We start from the raw sequence: 18,750 nt of genomic DNA on the forward strand, positions 1-18,750 counted from the left end.
CTAGCGCATGGTGGTCGGCTGGTGCACCCGCGCCACGCGGGAGGCCGCGCCCGCGAGCGCCGCGAGGCTGGCGGTCAGCACGGAGCGGTCCTGCCCCGCGGCCCAGCGGGTGGCGGCGCCGTCGCGGTACTCGATCAGCGTGAGGGCTTGGCTGTCGGCGCCCTCGCCGATGCTCGTCTGGTGCAGGCCGAGCACCTCGACCGGGAGGCCGTGGGCTGTGAGGGCCTCGGCCAGCGCCTCCACCGGGCCGACGCCGTCGTGCGTGGTCGTGCGCTCGTCGCCGTGGACGCGGACGGTGATCGTCGTGCGGGTGCGCCCGTCGGTGTCGGAGGTCGTGTAGTCCACGAGGCCGACCGCCTCGTCGGGCGCCGCGACGTACGTGTCGCGGAACAGCGCCCAGAGCTGCGCGGGAGTCGCCTCGTCGCCGGTCGCGTCGGTGTGCCGCTGGACGTGCCGGGCGAAGTCGATCTGCAGGCGCCGCGGGAGCTCGATCCCGTAGCCAGACTCCAGCAGGTAGGCGATGCCGCCCTTGCCGGACTGGGAGTTGACGCGGATGACGGCGTCGTAGCCGCGGCCGAGGTCGGCGGGATCGACGGGCAGGTACGGCACGCGCCACTCCAACTCGGACTCGGGCCGGTCCTCCGCAGCCGCCCGCGCGCGGTGCTCGGCGAAACCCTTGCGGATCGCATCCTGATGGGTGCCGCTGAACGCCGTGTGCACGAGGTCGCCGACGTAGGGATGGCGCGGGTGCACCTCGATCCGGTTGGCGTGCTCCACCGTCCGGCGGATCTCGTCGATGTCCGAGAAGTCGATCATCGGGTCGACGCCCTGCGCGTGCAGGTTGAGGGCGAGCGTGGCGAGATCGACGTTGCCGGTGCGCTCGCCGTTGCCGAACAGGCAGCCCTCGACGCGCTGGGCGCCGGCGAGCACGGCCAGCTCGGCGCAGGCGACTCCGGTGCCGCGGTCGTTGTGGGGATGCACCGACAGGATGACGCCGTCGCGGCGGGCGAGGTGCTTGTGCATGTACTCGATCTGGTCGGCGTACACGTTCGGGGTGGCGATCTCCACGGTGGCGGGCAGGTTCAGGATGACCGGTCGCTCCGGGGTCGCCTCCCACAGCTCCGTCATGGCGTCGCAGACCTCCAGCGCGTAGTCGGGCTCGGTGAGGTTGAAGACCTCGGGGGAGAACTCGAAGCGCACGTCGGGCAGGTCGCCCGCGAACTCGAGCACGTCGCGGCCGCCGGCCAGGATGAGCTCGGTCAGCGCGTCGCGGCCGTGGCCGAGCACGACCTCCCGCCAGATCGGCGCCGTCGCGGTGTAGAGGTGGATGACGACGGGGTTGCGCATCCCCCGGACGGACGCGACGGTGCGTTCGATGAGGTCGCGGCGGGCGGCCGTGAACACGACGATGGTCACGTCCTCCGGGGCCAGCCCGGTCTCGGCGAGCAGCCGCACGAAGTCGTAGTCGGTCTGCGACGCGGACGGGTAGCCGACCTCGATCTCCTTGTAGCCCATCGCCAGCATCAGCTCGAAGAACCGCCGCTTGCGGTGCGGGTCCATCGGCTCGGCGAGCGCCTGGTTGCCGTCGCGCAGGTCCACCGGTACCCAGAGGGGCGCCTGCGTCAGCCTCCGGGACGGCCAGTCGCGGGCGACGATCGGCACCTCGACGCGGGAGAAGACGTCGCGGTAGCGGTGCGAGGGCATCTGCGACCCGCGCTGCCGGTTCCAGGCGGGCGCATCGGCCGGGACCGGGCCGGCGGGGGTGGAGAGGCGGGGGAACGGTGTGCTGGTCATGGTACGAGTCCTTCGGGGTGGCCGGGATCGGGGATGACCGGCGCAGCCCAGCAGCCACGACGGGGAGCCGGTCGGCTAGACCCCGTCGTGGCGGCGAAGAAGGAGGGACTCGATGCGGAGCATGTGCCGACTGTAGCACAACTCCTCAGACAAGTAGACGAGTATGGGGGAGGTCCCCTCGGCGAGGGTCGAGCGCGCCGAATAGGCTCGGTGGGATGAGCCCCGACATCGACGCCGTCCGCACCGAGATCGACGCACTCGACGCGCAGCTCGTCGCCGTGATCGCGCAGCGGCAGCGCTGGGTCGAGGTGGCGGGGAGCCTCAAGCCCGACCGCGACGCCGTCCGAGCTCCGGATCGGGTGGAGGCGGTGATCCGGAAGGTTCGCGCGCTCGCGGAGACGGCCGGGGCGGATCCGACCGTGGTCGAGCAGACCTATCGCGCGATGATCGCCGCGTTCATCGACCTGGAGCTGCGCGTCCACGCCGGGGAGGAACCGCTGCGCTCCTCCGGCGAACGCTAGGAGAATCACTCACCCGGGCGTATCGTGGGCGCAGTCGGGCCCGGCCCCCGCTCGGCGGCTCAGCCGTCGTGACCCGACACTCGGCGCGGGGCCGCCGAGCGGTACGTGACCGACCTCTCGGCCTGATCACGGCTCGCCCCGACGGCGCGGCGGGCTCGGCCTCAGAGCTCCACGGTCCGATCGACAACGGCCTGGGCGACCGTGGAGATCCCCTGCTGATGCGAGCGCGCGTAGGAGCGCAGCACGGTGAACGCGTCGTCGATCGGGATGCCGTGGGTGTGCGCGATGACGCCTTTCGCCTGCTCGATCACGATCCGGCTGTTCAGCGCGTACTGCAGCTGCTGGCGGATCTGCTCGCTCTCGGCGAGCGTGCGCTCGTGCAGGATCCCGATCGTCGCCACGTCGGCGAAGGCCTGGGCGGCGACCCGATCGTTCTCGCTGAGCGGGCCGGGCTCGGCGCGCAGCAGGTTGAGGGTTCCGATCGTGGTCTCGCGCAGGCGCATCGGGATGGCGTCGACCGCGGCGAAGCCCTGCTCGATGGCCTTCTCGCGGAACAGCCTCCACGCATCCGGGGCGCGCGAGATATCGGGGACCGAGACCATGGTGCCCGTGGAGAAGCTCTCGATGCACGGGCCGGCGTAGGCGGCGAGCTGCATGACCTCGACCAGCCGGCTCGCCTCGCTCGTGGACGCGATCAGGTCGAGATCGCCCGAGGAGTCGGCGAGGAGGACGCCGGCGGCCGTCGCGTCGAGCAGGTCCCGGCACGAGTCCACCAGGTTCTGCAGCATGTCGACCACGTCGTAGTCGGCCACGAGCGTGTCCGCCAGGTGGGCGAACGCCTGCAGCAGGTCCTGCTCGCGGCCGGGTGCGGTCATCGGGAGTCCTCGATCCGTCCGTCTCGTCGCGAGAAGTCCAGCCTCCCGTCGAGGAGATCCTGTGAGACCGCCATCATGGTGCGCCCGGTGGCGAACGCGTGCGACTGGATCACGAGGCGCGCGTCCTCGGCGGTGAGGCCGAGCTGGGCCAGCACCATCCCCGTCGCCTGGTGGATGATGCGGCGGGAGAACGGGGTGACCTCCGCCTCCTCGGTCTCGTGCACCAGCGCGGAGACGGCCTGATGGAGCAGGATGCGGGCGACCTGGTCGGCGAGGGCGGTCGCCTGTCGCACGTGCACGCGGGTGAGGATGCCTGGTTCCGTCGTATACATGTCGACGGCCCCGATCTTCAGCGGGCCGATCAGCATCGGGAACGCGAACAGGGCGCCGACGTCGTCCTTGATCGCCTCGGAGAACGACGGCCATTCGTTGCGCGGGCGGCGTGCGTCGGGCTCCAGCACCGGCCGCTCCAGCCGGAGCGCATCCCAGCAGGGGCCCTCGCCGAGGTCGAATTGCAGCTCGTCGAGCCGTGCGGCCTGCGCATCGCTAGCGGCGACGGTCTCGGTGCCGAGGAGGTCGCCCAGCGTCGAGACGGAGGTCCCGGTGACGGGGAGCACGTCCACGAACGGCCGCGCCAGCTCCAGCCGGGGCAGCTCGTCGTCGCGCAGCTGCGCCAGCACCACACCGAACCGGTCCTCCGATTCGTGCGCACCCGTCACAGCCGTACCGCCTTGCCCATGCCCCCACGGTACTCTGCTCCGGCCCGCGCGAGCGGAGCTCTGCGAGGATGGCGGGATGACGAAGTCGTTCGAGGAGCTGATCGCCGAGGGCGAGGAGGCCGACGTCACCGGGTGGGATTTCGGCTGGCTGGAGGGCCGGGCCACGGAGGAGCGCCCGCCGTGGGGGTACGCGCGGCTGCTCGGGGAGCGGCTGGGACGGGCATCGGCCTCCCTCGACATCCAGACCGGTGGCGGCGAGGTGCTGGCCGAGTCGCCCGGCTTCCCGCCGGTCGCCGTGGCGACCGAGTCGTGGCCGCCGAACGTCGCCCGGGCGACGGCCCTCCTGCATCCTCGCGGGGTGGCGGTCGTCGCAGACCCCGACGAGCCGCCGCTGCCGTTCGGGGACGGCGCGTTCGACCTCGTGACGAGCCGTCATCCCGCCACGATCTGGTGGGACGAGATCGCTCGCGTGCTCCGGCCGGGCGGCACGTATTTCGCGCAGCACGTGGGCCCGGCGAGCGCCTTCGAGCTGATCGAGTTCTTCCTCGGGCCGCAGCCGGCGGCGCGGCGCGGACGCCACCCCGACGACGAGACCGCCGCAGCGCGGGCCGCGGGACTGGAGATCGTGGACCTGCGCACGGCGCGGCTCCGGATCGAGATCCTCGATGTTTCGGCTGTGGTCTACCTGCTGCGCAAGGTGATCTGGTGGGTGCCGGGCTTCGAGGTGGAGACGTATCGGGACGCGCTGCGGGAGCTGCACGAGCGCATCGCGGTCGAGGGCCCGTTCATCGCGCACTCCACCCGGCACCTCATCGAGGCCCGGCGTCGGTGACCGCCCCTACGATGGCTGCCATGGCACAGACCGCACCCGAACCGTTCGTCGTCGCCGACGCCGCCGCCTGGCGCGCGTGGCTCGACCGCCACGAGGACGACTCCGACGGGGTCTGGCTCGTGCTGGCCAAGAAGGGCACGACCGAGCCGACCACGCTGACGTACGCCGAGGCGCTGGACGAGGCCCTGTGCAGCGGGTGGATCGACGGGCAGAAGCGCAGCTTCGACGCGGCCACGTTCCTGCAGCGGTTCACTCCACGGCGCACGGCCTCCCTCTGGTCGGAGCGCAACATCGGGCTCGTCGCGGCGCTCACCGCGGACGGCCGGATGCGCCCACGCGGGCAGGCCGAGATCGACCGCGCGAAGGCGGACGGCCGGTGGGAGCGCGCGTACGCGGGCGCCTCCACCGCGCAGGTGCCGGACGACCTCGCCGCTGCGCTGTCCGTCTCGCCGGCAGCGGCGGCGTTGTTTGAGACCCTCAACGGCACTAACCGCTACGCCGTGCTGCACCGCCTCATGACGGCCTCCAACGCCACCACCCGCGCCAACCGGCTCGAGAAGCTGGTCACGATGCTGGAGCGCGGCGAGACCCCGTACCCGCAGTAGGCCACGAGCGGAACGCGAGCTCGAATCGGATCGTCCACGCGTGTAGGAACGGTGCTAGCATCCCGTATCACGGATCGTATACAGCGCTGTCCCGAATCCGAGTGAGGTGCTCCTCGTGCTCAGCAGTCCCGTACCCGCAACGCCCGCCACGCCTGGTCCCGCCCGCGAGCCCAACCGCGTGACGACCTCCATCGCGCGCACGTTCAGCGACTTCCGGCAGGCGGTCTCCGACTCGTTCGTGCCGCTGGAGGTGACCAGCTCGCGGCCCGATCCGTTCTGGGGGAGGATCCGGCGCGCCGGTGCCGACGAGGTGCACGTCTACGAGGTGAGCGCGGGCGAGCACGTCGTCGAGCGGACGCCCGAGCTGATCGCCGGCTCCGACCGTCACTACTACAAGCTGAGCCTGATGCTCTCGGGCACGGGACTGCTGATCCAGGACGACCGGGAGGCCACCCTCCAACCCGGCGACCTCGCCGTCTACGACACGAACCGGCCGTACTCGCTGGTGTTCGACGACGATTTCCGGACGATGGTGGTGATGTTCCCGAAGCACCTCATCGCCCTGCCGCCGGACGTCGTCGCCCAGCTGACCGCCGTGCAGATGAGCGGGCGGAGCGGGGTCGGAGGCATCATCGCGCCGTTCCTCGCCCAACTCGCGGGCAACCTGGAGCAGCTCTCTGGACCGACCGGCGCACGGCTCGCGCACACCGCCCTCGACCTCGTCACCACGATGTTCGCCAACGAGCTGGACATGACCGGCGCGCTCGACCCGCACCAGGCGCTGATGCAGCGCATCCGCACCTACATCGACGCCAACCTCGCCTCCACCGACCTCGGGCCCGCGCAGATCGCGGCCGTGCACTTCATCTCGACCCGGCACCTGCACGGCCTGTTCCGGGAGCAGGGCACGACGGTGTCGTCGTGGATCCGCTCCCGGCGGCTCGACCGCTGCCGGCGCGACCTGGTGAACCCGATCTACGGGGACCGGCCGGTCGCGGCGATCGCGGCGCGCTGGGGCTTCGTCGACGCGGCGCACTTCAGCCGCGTGTTCAAGGCGGCGTACGCGGAGTCGCCGAGCGACCTCCGCGCCGCCGCCGCGGCCGCAGCGCACCCGGGCTGAAGCCGGGGAGCGGCCTCCTCGCGTCGTCGCGGCGGCCGCTCGCGTTGTCGCGGAGGGAAGGGCGCTTGACGCCCAGAGCACGATCGCGCCCCCGGCATTGAGGCGGCGCTCCGGGCGCACGCACCATGGGGTCGGCCCGCGCGGTGCGGCGCGGGCGGAGACGGAGACCCGATGCCCGGCAGTGCCCTTCCCCCGACGGATCATCCGACGAACCTCCCTGCGGTCAGCAGGCAGGTCGTCTTCCCGGCCCGCGGTGTGATCGAGACGGCCGAGCAGACCGTCCGAGCTCTCGGCCCGGGCGACCTCCTGCTGCGGGTCGCCCTCGTCGGGGTCTGCGCGACCGACCTGCACCTCCTCGCGGGGCACATCGGCGACCCGTTCCCGCTCGTGCCCGGGCACGAGTTCGTGGGCGAGGTCGCGGCGATCGGGGAACGCGCCGCCGCCGAACGCGGCCTCGCCGTCGGCGACCACGTCGCGGTCGAGATGCTGCTTCCGTGCCGCTCCTGCGCGCGCTGCCGGGAGGGCCGCTACAACCTCTGCGAGGCCGACGATCCCGCCAACGGGTTCCCGCACGGCCGCCAGCTGGGCGTCAACATCCCGCGCACCGTCGCACCGGGGATGTGGGGCGGGTACGCCGAGCACCTGTTCGTCCCGCCCGAGGCCGTCGTGCACCGCCTGCCCGAGACGATGCCGTGGCAGCGCGCCGTGCTGGTCGAGCCCCTCGCGGTCGCCTGCCGCGCCATCGCCCGCGGCCGGGTCGCGCCGGGGGAGAGCGTCGTGGTGATCGGCCCGGGACCCGTCGGCATCCTCGCCGCCGCGGCTGCGCGCTCCGCGGGGGCCGGGCGCGTGGTGGTGGTCGGGACGCGCGCGAACCGCCTCGAGCTCGCCCGCGCGTTCGGCGCCGACGCCGTCGTGAACTCCCGTGAGACCGACGCCGTCGAGGCGGTCCGGGAGGCGCTCGGGGGCACCCTGGCCGACGTCGTGATCGAGATCGCCGGGGCGACGGCGGCGCAGGAGCAGGCCGTGCGGCTCGTGCGCCGCGGTGGCCGGGTGGTGCTCGCCGGCGCCTGCGGAGCGGAGGCGCCGGTGACGTTCCGCGCCGACGAGGACTTGCTGACCCGGGAGATCGACGTGCTGCCCTCGTTCCTCTCGGCGGGCGGCTTCGAGCCCGCCATCCGCCTCCTCGACCGCGGCGACTACGACTACGCGTCCCTGGTGACGCACCGGTTCGGGCTGGACGAGGTGCGCACCGCCTACGACGTGATCGAGAGCAGGGACGGCGGCGTGCTGAAGGCCGTCATCGATCCCGCTGTGGGGGTGGCGGCGCGATGACCGGCGCGACGAACGCTCGGGAGCGCTTCGCCGGGCGGGTGGCCGCCGTCACCGGCACGACCAGCGGGATCGGCCGGGGGATCGCGTCCGCGCTCGCCGCGGAGGGAGCCCTCGTGTTCGGGCTCGACGTGGAGCCGGGCGGGATCGGCGAGCACATCCCGTGCGACGTCTCCGACTTGGGCAGCGTCGCCCAGGCCGCCGCCGACCTCCTGGCGCTCAGCGGCGGACGGATCGACCATGTCGTCGCCAACGCGGGCATCCGCGGCTCGGACACGGCGGCCGAGGACCTCTCGATCGGAGAGTTCGACGCCGTGCTCGCCGTGAACCTGCGCGGCGTGTTCCTCACTCTGCACGCCTTCGCGCCGACGATGCTCGCGGCCGGGAGCGGCAGCATGGTCGCCGTCGCGTCGATGTCGGGCAACCGCGTCGTCAACGTGCCGCAGCGCACCGTCGCCTACAACACGGCGAAGGCCGGCGTGACGGCGATGGCGCGCACGCTCGCCGTCGAGTGGGGGCCGCGCGGCGTGCGGGTCAACACGGTGTCTCCCGGCTATGTCGCCACGCCCCTGCTCGCCGCCGACTCCGCCCTGCACGACCAGTGGCTCCCGAACACGGTCCCCGGGCGGTTCGCGACCGTCGACGAGATCGCCGCGGGCACGCTCTACCTGCTCTCCGACGACGCCGGCTACTGCCACGGCACCGACCTGCTCATCGACGGCGGCTACTCGCTGCGCTGAGACGACCACCCCAGCCGCATCCACGAAAGGAACACCATGACCGACACGACCACCGACGACCTCCACGACCCCGCCACCGACGAGTGGCGCACCTACGACGAGTTCGCCGCCGGCATCGACACCTACCGGCTGCCGAACACCGACCTGACCGGGACCTCCCTGGTGCTCACCCTCGACGACGGCTCGACGCTGTCGCTGGCGTTCGAGGCCGACGCCGTGGTCTGGTCGGCGAGCGCCGCTCTCGGCGTCGGCGCGACGGAGGGCCGCGACCCGTACGACGCGGTGGCGGCCCGCGACGACGTCGTCTTCGTGAACCTCCCGCTGGCCAGCGTGGAGCGCGAGGCGATCACGGTCGTCTACTCCACCTCCAGCCACCGTGCGCTCGTCGCGCACTCCGTCATCGGCGAAGAGGAGGTGGAGGGCACCCCGCGGGTACGCCAGACCTTCCACGCCGCGGTCACCGACGGCGGCGACCCGACCGGGGAGGCGCCCGCCCCCTCCCGCGACCTGATCGGCAAGCGCAATGTCTACCGCTACAGCCCGCACCACCTCTACGAGCACGTCTACGTCTCGTCGCAGAGGTACGCCTGGCAGTGCCTGGAGGGCGTGCAGCGCGGCCACGGCGACATGGACCTCTCGACGGTGTGGAAGTTCGCCGACGGCCTCTACCTGTTCTGCTTCCGCGAGTTCCGCATCGCGGTCGCCAGCGTCTGGCTGCACGACCTCGGCTACGACCTGCGCACGACCGGGATCTTCCTCGGCCTGAACGGGGCGGGGGAGTCGGAGCACTCCCGCGCCGGCGGCCACATCTACCCGCTCGGCTCGGTGTCGTACCCCGACGCCCAGCCGGTCTGACCTCCACCGCCCGCACCGAACCGGAAGACGACCATGACCTCCAACCGCGACATCATCGCCGCCCACTACGCCGCCAGCGACCGCGGCGACATCGAGGGGATGCTGGCGCCCCTCGCGCCCGACGCCCGCTGGACCGAGATGGCCGGGTTCCCGTACGCGGGCACCTACATCGGCCCCGAGGAGGTCGCCGCCGGCGTCTTCGCGCGCATCGCGGCCGAGTGGGACGGATACACGGCCGCGATCACCGAGCTCGTCGACGGCGGCGACACCATCGTGGGCCTCGGCACGTACAGCGGCACCCACCGCGAGACCGGCCGACACTTCGAGGCCCGGGTCGCCCACGTCTGGCGTCTCGCCGACGGCCGCGTCGTCGCGTTCGAGCAGTTCACCGACACCGCGAAGGTCCGCGACGCCCTCTCGTGAGCGCCGGTCTCGCCCGAGCGGAGCCTGGGCGAGCACCCGGGCGAGCACTGACGGGCAAGAAGGATGCGGCGACAGGCAACCGGCCGGGTATCGCCCGGCCATAGGTTCACACCGAGATGCCACGACGAAGTGGTCGTGGCGCAACCCGAGAGGCAGGGAAGCGCATGAGGAAACACGTGTTCTACGCAGCAGCGGCGCTCGCGGCATCCGCAGCACTGGTACTGAGCGGCTGCAGCGGCGGCGGGAGCGGCGACGGCTCGTCCCCGATCGTGGTCGGCTCCGTCAACACCAAGAGCGGGGCGGCGACGTTTCCGGAGGCGGCGCAGGCCGCCGCGGCCGTCTTCGCCGCCCAGAACGCCAAGGGCGGCATCAACGGCCACAAGATCGACTACAAGTCGCTCGACGACAAGGGCGACCCCGCCACGGCCTCCGCCAACGCCCGCGAGATCGTCGGCAGCGATGAGGCGGTCGCGATGGTCGGCTCGGCGAGCCTGATCGAGTGCGAGATCAACGCCAAGTACTACGAGCAGCAGAAGATCCTCTCCATCCCGGGCGTCGGGGTGGACACCGGCTGCTTCGACAGCCCCAACATCTCGCCGGCCAACGTCGGGCCGTTCAACGACATGACCCTCACCCTGTACTGGGGCTCGGAGGTCGCCAAGCTCGACAACATCTGCGTCCTCCTCGAGATCGCCGGCAGCACGCGTCCCGCCTACCAGAAGGCGATCGACAAGTGGACGGAGATCACCGGCAAGAAGCCGCTCTACATCGACGACACCGTCCCGTACGGCGCCAGCGACTACACGCCGTACATCGTCAAGGCGAAGGACGCGGGCTGCAAGGCCCTCGCGATCAACCCGGTCGAGCCGGACGCGATCGCGCAGGTCAAGGCGGCGAACGCGCAGGGCTGGAACGACGTCAGCTGGCTGTACCTGACCAGCGTCTACAGCGACAACTTCGCCAAGGCGGTCAGCGACGCCGGCGCCGGCATCTACGTGCCGGCCGAGTTCTACCCGTTCACGGACGCGTCCAGCGACATCAACAAGGACTGGCGCGACCTGATGACGAAGAACGACATCCCGCTGACGTCGTTCTCGCAGGGCGGCTATCTGGCGGCGAAGTACTTCATCCAGGTCGCCGAGGGCATCAAGGGCGACATCACCCGCGAGTCGGTGACCAAGGCGCTGCACGACATGAGCGCGATCACCAACCCGATGGTCGGCACGCCGTACACGTTCGGCACGGCCAAGGCCCATGACGGCAACACCGCCGGCTGGCCGATCAAGCTCGTCACCGGGAAGAACGCCTGGGAGCTGAACGGCGACGACTGGATCACCATCCCCAAGAAGTGACCGTCGTGGGGCCCGCCGACCGGGCGGGCCCCACCCCGGCTTCGCCATCACCTCCTCGCCCCCGACCCGAAAGGAGCCCCGATGCTGCAGGGCGCCCTCGCCGGCCTCGCCGCCGGCGGACTGTACGCCGTGCTCGCGGTGTGCCTCACCCTCATGGCGCGCCTGGTGCGCGTCGTGAACTTCTCGCAGGCCGCGACCGGCATGTTCGGCGGGTTCGTCGCCGTGTGGCTGGTCAGCCACGCCGGCTGGCCGATCTGGCTCGGCTCGCTGGTCGGCGTCCTGATCGGCGGAGCACTGAGCGCCCTGATCGGCCTCATCATCGCCACCTGGCTGCCGGAGGCCGACATCACGACGCGCTCGGCCGTCACGGTCGGGCCGCTGCTGATGCTGATCTCGCTGTCGTTCATCCTGTTCGGCAACAAGCCGCAGCCGTTCAGCCCGATCCTCTCCGGGCCGGCCTTCTCGATCGGCGGGGTGGTGGTGAGCCAGGTCACGGTCGTGACCGTGGCGCTCGCGATCGTCGTCGCGGTCGCCTGCCGGATCGTGCTGGTACGCACCTCCATCGGCACCAAGCTGCGGGCGCTCAGCGAGCGGCCGACGACGGCCGAGCTGATCGGCATCCCGGCCCGGCCCCTGAGCGTCGCCGTGTGGGCGGTCACCGGGCTGATCTCGGCCCTGGTCATCATCATCGTGGCGCCGTCGCAGTCGAACGACGCGACGAGCCTGTCGATGCTCATCGTCCCCGCCTCCGCGGCCGCGCTGCTCGGCGGGTTCCGTCGGCTGGACCTCGCGGTCGTCGGCGGCCTCGTGCTCGGGCTGCTGAGCGGCCTGGTCGCGCAGATCGACGCGGTGTCGTTCATCCGCAACTTCCTGCCGTTCCTGTTCATCGTCGGATTCCTGCTGTGGATGCAGCGCAAGGAGGTGTGGGATGCGGCGCGTTAGCGGCATTCCGGCAGCGCGGATCGCCCTGCCGTTCATCGTCGGAGCCGTCGGCCTCGTCGCCGGCTACCTGCTGAGCGTCGGGCTCTCCGGCTACTTCGTCTTCCTCGCGGTGAGCGCCGTGGTCGCGGCCATCGCGATCCTCGGTCTCGGCATCGTGACCGGCAGCGCCGGGATGATCGCCCTCTGCCAGCTGACGTTCGCCGCCGTCGGCGCGTGGATCGTCTCGCTGCTGAACACGCTGGAGGCGCCGGGCGGGTTCATCGTCTGGCTGATCCTCGGCGGTCTCGCCGCCGGCGTCGTCGGCGTGCTGGTCGGCCTCCCCGCCCTCCGTCTCCGCGGCGTCAACCTGGCGGTGGTCACCCTGGGGTTCGCGGCCGCCGCCGACGTGACTCTGGTGCAGATCCAGTTCCCGGGGTCGACCGACGGCATCTCGGTGCTGCGGCCGGACGCGTTCAGCGACGACCGCTCCTACTTCTTCTTCAGCGTGGTCGTCCTCGTGATCTGCGGCATCGCCGTCTACTTCCTGCAGAACGGGCGGTGGGGCTCCAGTTGGAAGTCGGTCGCCTTCTCCGAGCGTGGCACCGCATCCGTCGGCGCGAGCGTGCGCGGCGCCAAGCTCACGGCCTTCGCCGTCAGCGCCACGCTCGGCGGCATCAGCGGCGGCCTCATCGCCGGCCAGGTGGGGCTGCCGTTCGCGAGCAGCTTCACGCCCATCCAATCGCTCGCCCTGTACGTGCTCGCGATCATGTCGGGCGCGTACCTGATCGACATGGTGATCTTCGGCGGCATCGTCTGGATCGCGGTGCCCGAGCTGCTCAAGCGCTGGGGCATCCCGCAGGACTGGGGTTTCGTGATCTTCGGCGTGCTCGGGGTGCAGGCGCTGACCAGCGGCTCGAACCTCGGCCAGGGGATCCGCAACGCGTGGTGGAAGCGGCAGGCCGCCAGACGGCCGGTCGTCGCTGCGGCCGCCGCCGTCGAGCCCGCCCCGGAGACGGCCGTCACTCCGCCCATCGCCGCGCCCCCGTCGTCAGGAGCGCCGGTGCTGGTGGTCGAGGACCTCGGCGTCGCCTTCGGCCAGGTGAAGGCCCTGAACGGCGTGAGCCTGGAGGTGCGCGAGAACAGCATCATGGGGCTCATCGGCCCGAACGGCGCGGGCAAGTCGACCTTCGTCGACGCGGTCACCGGCTTCCTCCCGCAGCACACCGGCACGGTCAGCCTCGACGGGCGCGACCTCGGCGGCCTGTCGGCGAGCAAGCGTGCCCGGCTGGGTCTGCGGCGCACCTTCCAGCAGGACCGCGTGCCGCCGACGCTGACGGTAGAGGCCTACGTGCGGTTCGTCGCGCGCCGCCGACTCAGCGCGGCCGAGATCGAGGAGACCCTCGCCTTCTTCGGCTGCCCCGCCTCCCGCACCCGGCTGCAGAGCGTCGACGTCGGCACCCGGCGGCTCGTGGAGGTCGCGGCCAACGTGCTCGCGCAGCCCCGCATCCTGGTGCTCGACGAGCCGGCCGCCGGCCTCTCGCACGAGGAGCACGTCGAGCTCGGCGAGCGCCTGCTGCAGGCGCCCGCCCGGTTCGGGATGTCGATCGTGCTGATCGAGCACGACCTCGACCTCGTGCGGTCGGTGTGCTCGAGCCTCACCGTGCTCGACTTCGGCGAGGTGCTCGCCAGCGGACCGCAGGCGGAGGTGCTCGCCGACCCCGCCGTCATGAAGGCGTACATGGGTGAAACGGAGATGCTGTGAACGCGCTCGTCCTGGATTCCGTCGCGGTCAGCCGCGGAGCGGGCCCCGTCATCAGCGGTGTCAGCCTGCGCGTCGAGCCGGGCCGCATCACGGCGCTCGTCGGCCCGAACGGCGCGGGCAAGACCAGTCTGCTCGAGTCGATCTCCGGCGTCGTCGCGCCCAGTGCCGGCACGATCAGCGTCGACGGCGAGTCGATCGCGAAGCTCTCCCGCGTGCAGCGCGCCCGTCGTGGCATCGTGCACATCGAGCAGGGGCGGGCGATCTTCCCGTCGCTGACCGTGCAGGAGAACATCCGGCTCACCGCGGGCTCGCAGGAGGGGGTGGATGAGGCGCTCGCGCAGTTCCCGGAGCTCGAGAAGCTTCGCACCAGCGCCTCCGGCCTGCTGTCGGGCGGCGAGCAGCAGATGGTCGTGCTCGCGCGCGCTTTCGCCTCCAAGCCGCGCTTCCTGCTGATCGACGAGATGTCGCTCGGCCTGGCGCCGGTGGTGTTCATGCGCCTGCTGCCGATGATCCGGCAGTTCAGCGAGTCGGGGGTCGGGGTGCTGCTCGTCGAGCAGTTCACCCACCTGGCGCTCGGCGTCGCCTCGGACGCGCTGGTCGTCGCCGGCGGACGCGTGACCTTCGAGGGGGAGGCGTCGGCGCTCCAGGCGTCGCCCGAGGTGCTGCACCGCGCGTACCTCGGCGGCTGACCGGGCGACGGCTCCCAGGCCCGGGCCCGACGTTTCAGGCGCGGAGGAAGTCGCGGATCGACCCGATGAACCGGGCCGGATCCTCCACGTTGACGAGGTGACCCGATTCGGCGAAGACCTCCAGGCGCGCGCCGGCGATGCCGTCCCGGAGCGCGAGCGCGTCCGCCGCCGGCACGAGCGCATCCCGAGCTCCGGACACCACGAGCGTCGGGGCGGAGATGCGCGAGAGCTCCTCGGTGACGTCGAAGTTCCGCTGCGCCCGGTACAGCGCGCGCCAGTCCTCCATCGACTGGTCGTCGGCCGCGCCCTCGGGCAGCTCGAAGAAGGCGCGGTTCGCTGGATCCTGCACGAACGCGGGCGAGAACAGCCAGGGGCAGATGAGCTCGAACATCTGCGTCGCCGTTGCGCCGTTCTCGTAGACGTCGAGGACCGCGTCGAGGAAGAGACGGGCCTGGTGGCCCATGGTCGCGTAGGTCGACGCCAGGACGAGACGGTTCAGACGACCCGGGTGCCGGAGAGCGAGCGCCTGAGCGACGAGCCCTCCCATCGAGAAGCCGACGACATGCGCGCGGGCGACGCCGGCATCGTCGAGCACCGCGACGACGTCGTCGGCGAGGTCGGAGATCTCGTGACCGCCGGCGGACGAGGGAGTCGCGCCGGACCCGCGGAGGTCGAGGGCGATCACGTCGAAGTCCCGCTCGAGAGCAGGGAGCTCGGCGTCCCAGAACCCGATGTCGCCACCGAGTCCGTGCAGGAGGACGACGCTGTCGCCCGCGCCGCCTCGGCGCCAGTTCACCCGCGTGGCTCCCACGTCCGTCGTCGGCACCCGTCGTCTCCCTGCCTTGCCGGGGCGATCAGACTGCGCTCCCGTCGTGTCCCACAGATCGTATCTCCCGGGACGCGGACGCCGCTCAGGCGTCGAGCGCGATGGTCGGTACGTCCACGATGTGGGCGCCGCCGTCGGCGACGATCGTCGCGCCGGTGATGTACGACGACTCGGCCGAGCCGAGGAAACGGATGACGGAGGCGATCTCTTCCGGCAGCGCGGGTCGGCCGAGCGGCACGGCGGCGGTGACGATCCGGTACCCCTCCTCGCGGCTGGACAGCCCGGCGGCGCGGGCGAAGTCGTCCATCTCCTCGTCGGCCATGGGTGTCTGCACCCAGCCCGGGCAGACCGCGTTCACGCGCACGCCGTAGCGGCCGTAGTCGCGGGCGAGGGAGCGGGTGAGCCCGATCAGCGCGTGCTTGCCCACGGTGTAGCCGGCGACGCCCGGTCCGGCGAAGAGTCCCGCGAGGGAGGAGACGACGACGATCTGCCCGTGCGACTCGACCAGCGGCGTCAGCGCGGCGCGGGCGAGCACGAAGGCGGTCGTCACGTTGGTGCGGAACGACAGCTCCCACGCGGCGTCGTCGGTCTCATCGACCGTGCCGAGACCGTGCCCGCCCGCGTTCGCCACGACGACGTCGATGCGGCCCAGCTCGGTCACGATGCGGTGCACGGCGGCCTCCGCCTCCTCCCGCACGCTCGCGTCCGCGACCACGGCGAGGCCGCCGGTCTCGGCGGCGACCGCCTCCAGGGGGCCGGGCCGGCGGCCGACGAGCACGACACGCGCGCCCTCGGCGGCATAGCGGCGGGCGGTCGCGGCGCCGATGCCGGTGCCGCCACCGGTGATGACGACGACCTTGCCGTCGACGGATGCTCCGCGTGCGGTCACGGCGGCCTGCTTTCTCTCGGAGGTGGTGGAGTGGATGAGGCGATCAGGCGCTCAGGCCGGGAACGACGACCGGGCCAGGTAGCCGAAGTCGGAGACGAGGGCGTGGCCGTTCACGGGCCGCGAGGCCGTCGATGCGAGGTAGAGCACGTGCCGCGCCACCTCCTCGGCGGTCTGCACGGGGAAGTCCGCCCCGGCGAACCCGCCCGGCTCGACGCCGAGGTCTGCGCGGGCCATCGGGGTGTCCACGATGGAGGGGCACACGGCGTTCACGCGCACGCCGTCGGGGGCGAGGTCGACGGAGAGCGCCCGCATGAGCTGCAGCACGGCGCCCTTCGAGGCGTTGTACGGCACCATCCCGGGCGCCGCGACGAAGCTGGAGTCGGAGGCGAGCAGCACGATCGCGGGCGCCTTCGAGCGGCGAAGATGGGGGAGGGTGTGCTTGACGAGCAGGAACGGCCCGGTCACGTTCACGGCGAGCACCGCGTTCCAGGCTTCCAGCGCGATCTCGTCGACGGGGGAGCCGAACGGGCCGGAGACCCCCGCGCAGGCGACGACGACATCCACGCCGTCCAGCGCGGCGGCTGCCTCCTCCACGGCGGAACGGACGGACGACTCGTCGGTCACGTCGACGGGGAGGGTCACTGCGCTGTCGATGCCGGAGGCGCGCAGCTCGGCCTGCAGCGCGCGCAGTCCGCGCTCGTCGCGGTCGAGCAGGGCGACGCGCGCCCCCTCCCGCGCGAACGCCAGGGCGCTCGCCCGGCCGATGCCGCTGGCCGCGCCGGTCACGATCACGGACCGGCCGGCGAGTCCCAGCTCCATCGTCGTCCCCCGTCCCGCGTCGCGGTCACTCGCCGGCGAGGATGAAGGCGGCGGCCTTCTCGCCGATGAGCACGCTCGGGGCGTTCGTGTTGCCGGTCGTCACGCGCGGCATGATCGACGCGTCGGCGACGCGGACCCCGTCGACGCCGTGCACCCGCAGCCGCGGCGTCACGACCGCCTGCTCGTCGACGCCCATCGCGCAGGTGCCGACCTGGTGGTGGTACGTGACGACGGTCGAGCGCACGTAGTCCTCGAGCTCGTCGTCGCCGACCTCCGGGCCCGGGTAGAGCTCGGTCGCACCCCAGGCGGCGAGAGCGGGGCGGGTGCCGATGCTGCGACACTGGCGCACGGAGGCGACGAGCGACGCGACATCATCCGCGTGGCCGAGCGCGTCGAGGTCGATGAGCAGCGGGTCGTGTGCTCCCGGGCCCGACAGCGTCACACTGCCGCGCGCCTTCGGCGACACGATCCCCGCCATCAGCGAGAAGCCGTCCGCGGGGCCGGTCATGCCCTCGTGGTACATCGGGACGGAGAAGTGGATGGGCTGGGTGTCGGGCACCTCCTTGTCGGGGGTGCTCTTCCAGAACAGGTGCGACTGCGTCACCGAGACGCCCGCGCGCGGGAGCCCGACCTCCTGCTCGGTGATGAAGATCACCGGCGAGAGGAGGTGGTCGTGCAAGTTCTTGCCGACGCCGGGGAGGTCGGCGACGGGCGCGATGCCGAGCGCCTCCAGCTCGGCTGCCGGGCCGATGCCCGAGCGCAACAGGATGCGTGGCGAGTCGAGGGCACCGGCGCACAGGATCACCTCGTCGGCGCGCAGCTGCTGCACCTCGCCGCCCTGCTCGAACTCCACACCGACGACCCGCGGGGTGCGGTCGTCGCCGGACTCGATCAGGAGGCGGTGCACCCAGCATCCGGTGCGCACGTCGACGCGGTCGCGCACGGGCTTGAGGTACGCGAGGTAGGTGTTCAGCCGCTGCCCGTCGCGCACGGTGATCTGCTGCTGCGAGACCCCGTCGAGGTGGTCGCCGTTGTAGTCGGGGTTGTGCTCGAGGCCCTCCTCGACCGCCGCCGCGATGATCGACTCCTGGATGGGGTCGAGCGGATAGTCGTCGGTCACGTCGAGCAGGCCCTCTGCGCCGTGCAGCTCGGAGCCGCCGCCGGAGAACCGTTCGATGGCGCGGTAGACGGGCAGCACGTCGTCCCACGCCCAGCCGTCGTTGCCGAGCGCCGCCCAGTGGTCGAAGTCGGCCGGCGCGCAGCGCACCCAGATCATGGCGTTCAGCGAGTGGGAGCCGCCGAGCACCTTGCCGCGCGGCAGGTGCAGTTCTCGGCCGGCCGCGTGCTCCTGCGGGACGGTGAAGTAGTCCCAGTCGTCCGGGCTGTGCCAGAGCTCGCCCATGCGGCTGGGGTCGTGGATGGCGGGGTTCGTGTCCTCGCCGCCGGCCTCCAGCACGGTCACCGACACTCCGGCGTCGGCCAGCCTCCGGGCGACGACGGAACCCGCCGACCCCGCGCCGATCACGATCGCGCTGCGTACACCGTTGGTCTGCATCCCGGACGCCTCTCCCTCGAGTCGTTCCGAGACTCCCATGCGCCGCCGGGCCCGCGGAACGCCCGCCGGCCGGACCTTCGCGGACGGTCAACGGGCGTGCCGCGGCGGTCAAGCGCGGCGCGGT

Annotated in this window: 19 protein-coding genes; 12 read left to right on the forward strand and 7 right to left on the reverse strand. The window is 71.9% G+C overall.

Going from position 1 to position 18,750, the window contains the following annotated elements:
* Entirely contained in the window at window positions 1-1,794 is a 1,794-nt protein-coding gene (locus tag FHX33_RS01905) for a 2-isopropylmalate synthase (protein ID WP_183428095.1), read from the reverse strand.
* A gap of 215 nt (window positions 1,795-2,009) precedes the next feature.
* Between FHX33_RS01905 and FHX33_RS01910 the strand changes: the two genes are divergently transcribed.
* The gene (locus tag FHX33_RS01910) at window positions 2,010-2,315 is read left to right on the forward strand and encodes a chorismate mutase (protein WP_021764159.1); all 306 of its coding nucleotides are present in this window, start codon (window positions 2,010-2,012) and stop codon (window positions 2,313-2,315) included.
* A 161-nt stretch (window positions 2,316-2,476) separates the two neighbouring features.
* Here FHX33_RS01910 and FHX33_RS01915 read toward each other — a convergent pair whose 3' ends face one another.
* Window positions 2,477-3,190 (reverse strand): GAF and ANTAR domain-containing protein, encoded by a 714-nt coding sequence (locus FHX33_RS01915; RefSeq protein WP_021764158.1) that lies wholly within the window; start codon window positions 3,188-3,190, stop codon window positions 2,477-2,479.
* Window positions 3,187-3,909, reverse strand: a complete 723-nt coding sequence (locus FHX33_RS01920; protein WP_021764157.1) for a GAF and ANTAR domain-containing protein — start codon at window positions 3,907-3,909, stop codon at window positions 3,187-3,189. Before FHX33_RS01920 ends, FHX33_RS01915 begins: the two co-directional genes overlap by 4 nt.
* 76 nt (window positions 3,910-3,985) lie before the next feature.
* Between FHX33_RS01920 and FHX33_RS01925 the strand changes: the two genes are divergently transcribed.
* The 11 genes from FHX33_RS01925 to FHX33_RS01975 all read left to right on the forward strand — a co-directional run bounded on the left by FHX33_RS01925 (window position 3,986) and on the right by FHX33_RS01975 (window position 14,537).
* Window positions 3,986-4,741, forward strand: coding sequence for a class I SAM-dependent methyltransferase (locus FHX33_RS01925; RefSeq protein ID WP_021764156.1), 756 nt, complete (start codon window positions 3,986-3,988; stop codon window positions 4,739-4,741).
* A 20-nt stretch (window positions 4,742-4,761) separates the two neighbouring features.
* Entirely contained in the window at window positions 4,762-5,346 is a 585-nt protein-coding gene (locus FHX33_RS01930; protein WP_420870858.1) for a YdeI/OmpD-associated family protein, read from the forward strand.
* 178 nt (window positions 5,347-5,524) lie between these two features.
* Window positions 5,525-6,466: an AraC-like ligand-binding domain-containing protein gene (locus FHX33_RS01935; protein WP_183428096.1), complete on the forward strand. Its 942-nt coding sequence runs from the start codon at window positions 5,525-5,527 to the stop codon at window positions 6,464-6,466.
* Between the two features lie 171 nt (window positions 6,467-6,637).
* Complete coding sequence (locus FHX33_RS01940; protein WP_183428097.1) at window positions 6,638-7,798, forward strand: zinc-dependent alcohol dehydrogenase; 1,161 nt, start codon at window positions 6,638-6,640, stop codon at window positions 7,796-7,798.
* Window positions 7,795-8,535 (forward strand): SDR family oxidoreductase, encoded by a 741-nt coding sequence (locus FHX33_RS01945; protein WP_021764762.1) that lies wholly within the window; start codon window positions 7,795-7,797, stop codon window positions 8,533-8,535. Before FHX33_RS01940 ends, FHX33_RS01945 begins: the two co-directional genes overlap by 4 nt.
* Before the next feature lie 36 nt (window positions 8,536-8,571).
* Window positions 8,572-9,390: a MoaF C-terminal domain-containing protein gene (locus tag FHX33_RS01950; RefSeq protein ID WP_021764763.1), complete on the forward strand. Its 819-nt coding sequence runs from the start codon at window positions 8,572-8,574 to the stop codon at window positions 9,388-9,390.
* A 33-nt stretch (window positions 9,391-9,423) separates the two neighbouring features.
* Window positions 9,424-9,813, forward strand: coding sequence for a nuclear transport factor 2 family protein (locus tag FHX33_RS01955; protein ID WP_021764764.1), 390 nt, complete (start codon window positions 9,424-9,426; stop codon window positions 9,811-9,813).
* A 164-nt stretch (window positions 9,814-9,977) separates the two neighbouring features.
* A complete protein-coding gene (locus FHX33_RS01960) occupies window positions 9,978-11,165 on the forward strand; it encodes an ABC transporter substrate-binding protein (protein WP_021764765.1) in 1,188 nt (395 codons plus the stop codon).
* A gap of 81 nt (window positions 11,166-11,246) precedes the next feature.
* Window positions 11,247-12,107: a branched-chain amino acid ABC transporter permease gene (locus FHX33_RS01965; protein ID WP_021764766.1), complete on the forward strand. Its 861-nt coding sequence runs from the start codon at window positions 11,247-11,249 to the stop codon at window positions 12,105-12,107.
* Complete coding sequence (locus FHX33_RS01970; RefSeq protein ID WP_021764767.1) at window positions 12,094-13,848, forward strand: branched-chain amino acid ABC transporter ATP-binding protein/permease; 1,755 nt, start codon at window positions 12,094-12,096, stop codon at window positions 13,846-13,848. Before FHX33_RS01965 ends, FHX33_RS01970 begins: the two co-directional genes overlap by 14 nt.
* Window positions 13,845-14,537 carry an ABC transporter ATP-binding protein gene (locus FHX33_RS01975; protein WP_021764768.1) on the forward strand — a complete coding sequence of 231 codons (693 nt, stop codon included), beginning with the start codon at window positions 13,845-13,847 and terminating at the stop codon, window positions 14,535-14,537. Before FHX33_RS01970 ends, FHX33_RS01975 begins: the two co-directional genes overlap by 4 nt.
* A 34-nt stretch (window positions 14,538-14,571) precedes the next feature.
* Here FHX33_RS01975 and FHX33_RS01980 read toward each other — a convergent pair whose 3' ends face one another.
* From FHX33_RS01980 to FHX33_RS01995, 4 genes are all read right to left on the reverse strand, one after another.
* Window positions 14,572-15,363: an alpha/beta fold hydrolase gene (locus tag FHX33_RS01980; RefSeq protein WP_021764769.1), complete on the reverse strand. Its 792-nt coding sequence runs from the start codon at window positions 15,361-15,363 to the stop codon at window positions 14,572-14,574.
* Between the two features lie 85 nt (window positions 15,364-15,448).
* Window positions 15,449-16,252: an SDR family oxidoreductase gene (locus FHX33_RS01985; RefSeq protein WP_183428098.1), complete on the reverse strand. Its 804-nt coding sequence runs from the start codon at window positions 16,250-16,252 to the stop codon at window positions 15,449-15,451.
* A 51-nt stretch (window positions 16,253-16,303) separates the two neighbouring features.
* On the reverse strand, window positions 16,304-17,071 hold the full coding sequence (locus FHX33_RS01990; protein WP_183428099.1) for an SDR family NAD(P)-dependent oxidoreductase: 768 nt from the start codon (window positions 17,069-17,071) through the stop codon (window positions 16,304-16,306).
* A 25-nt stretch (window positions 17,072-17,096) separates the two neighbouring features.
* On the reverse strand, window positions 17,097-18,626 hold the full coding sequence (locus tag FHX33_RS01995; protein ID WP_039923962.1) for a GMC family oxidoreductase: 1,530 nt from the start codon (window positions 18,624-18,626) through the stop codon (window positions 17,097-17,099).
* Between the last annotated feature and the right edge of the window lie 124 nt (window positions 18,627-18,750).

This window comes from Leifsonia aquatica, from assembly GCF_014190775.1.
Taxonomy (GTDB): domain Bacteria; phylum Actinomycetota; class Actinomycetes; order Actinomycetales; family Microbacteriaceae; genus Leifsonia; species Leifsonia aquatica.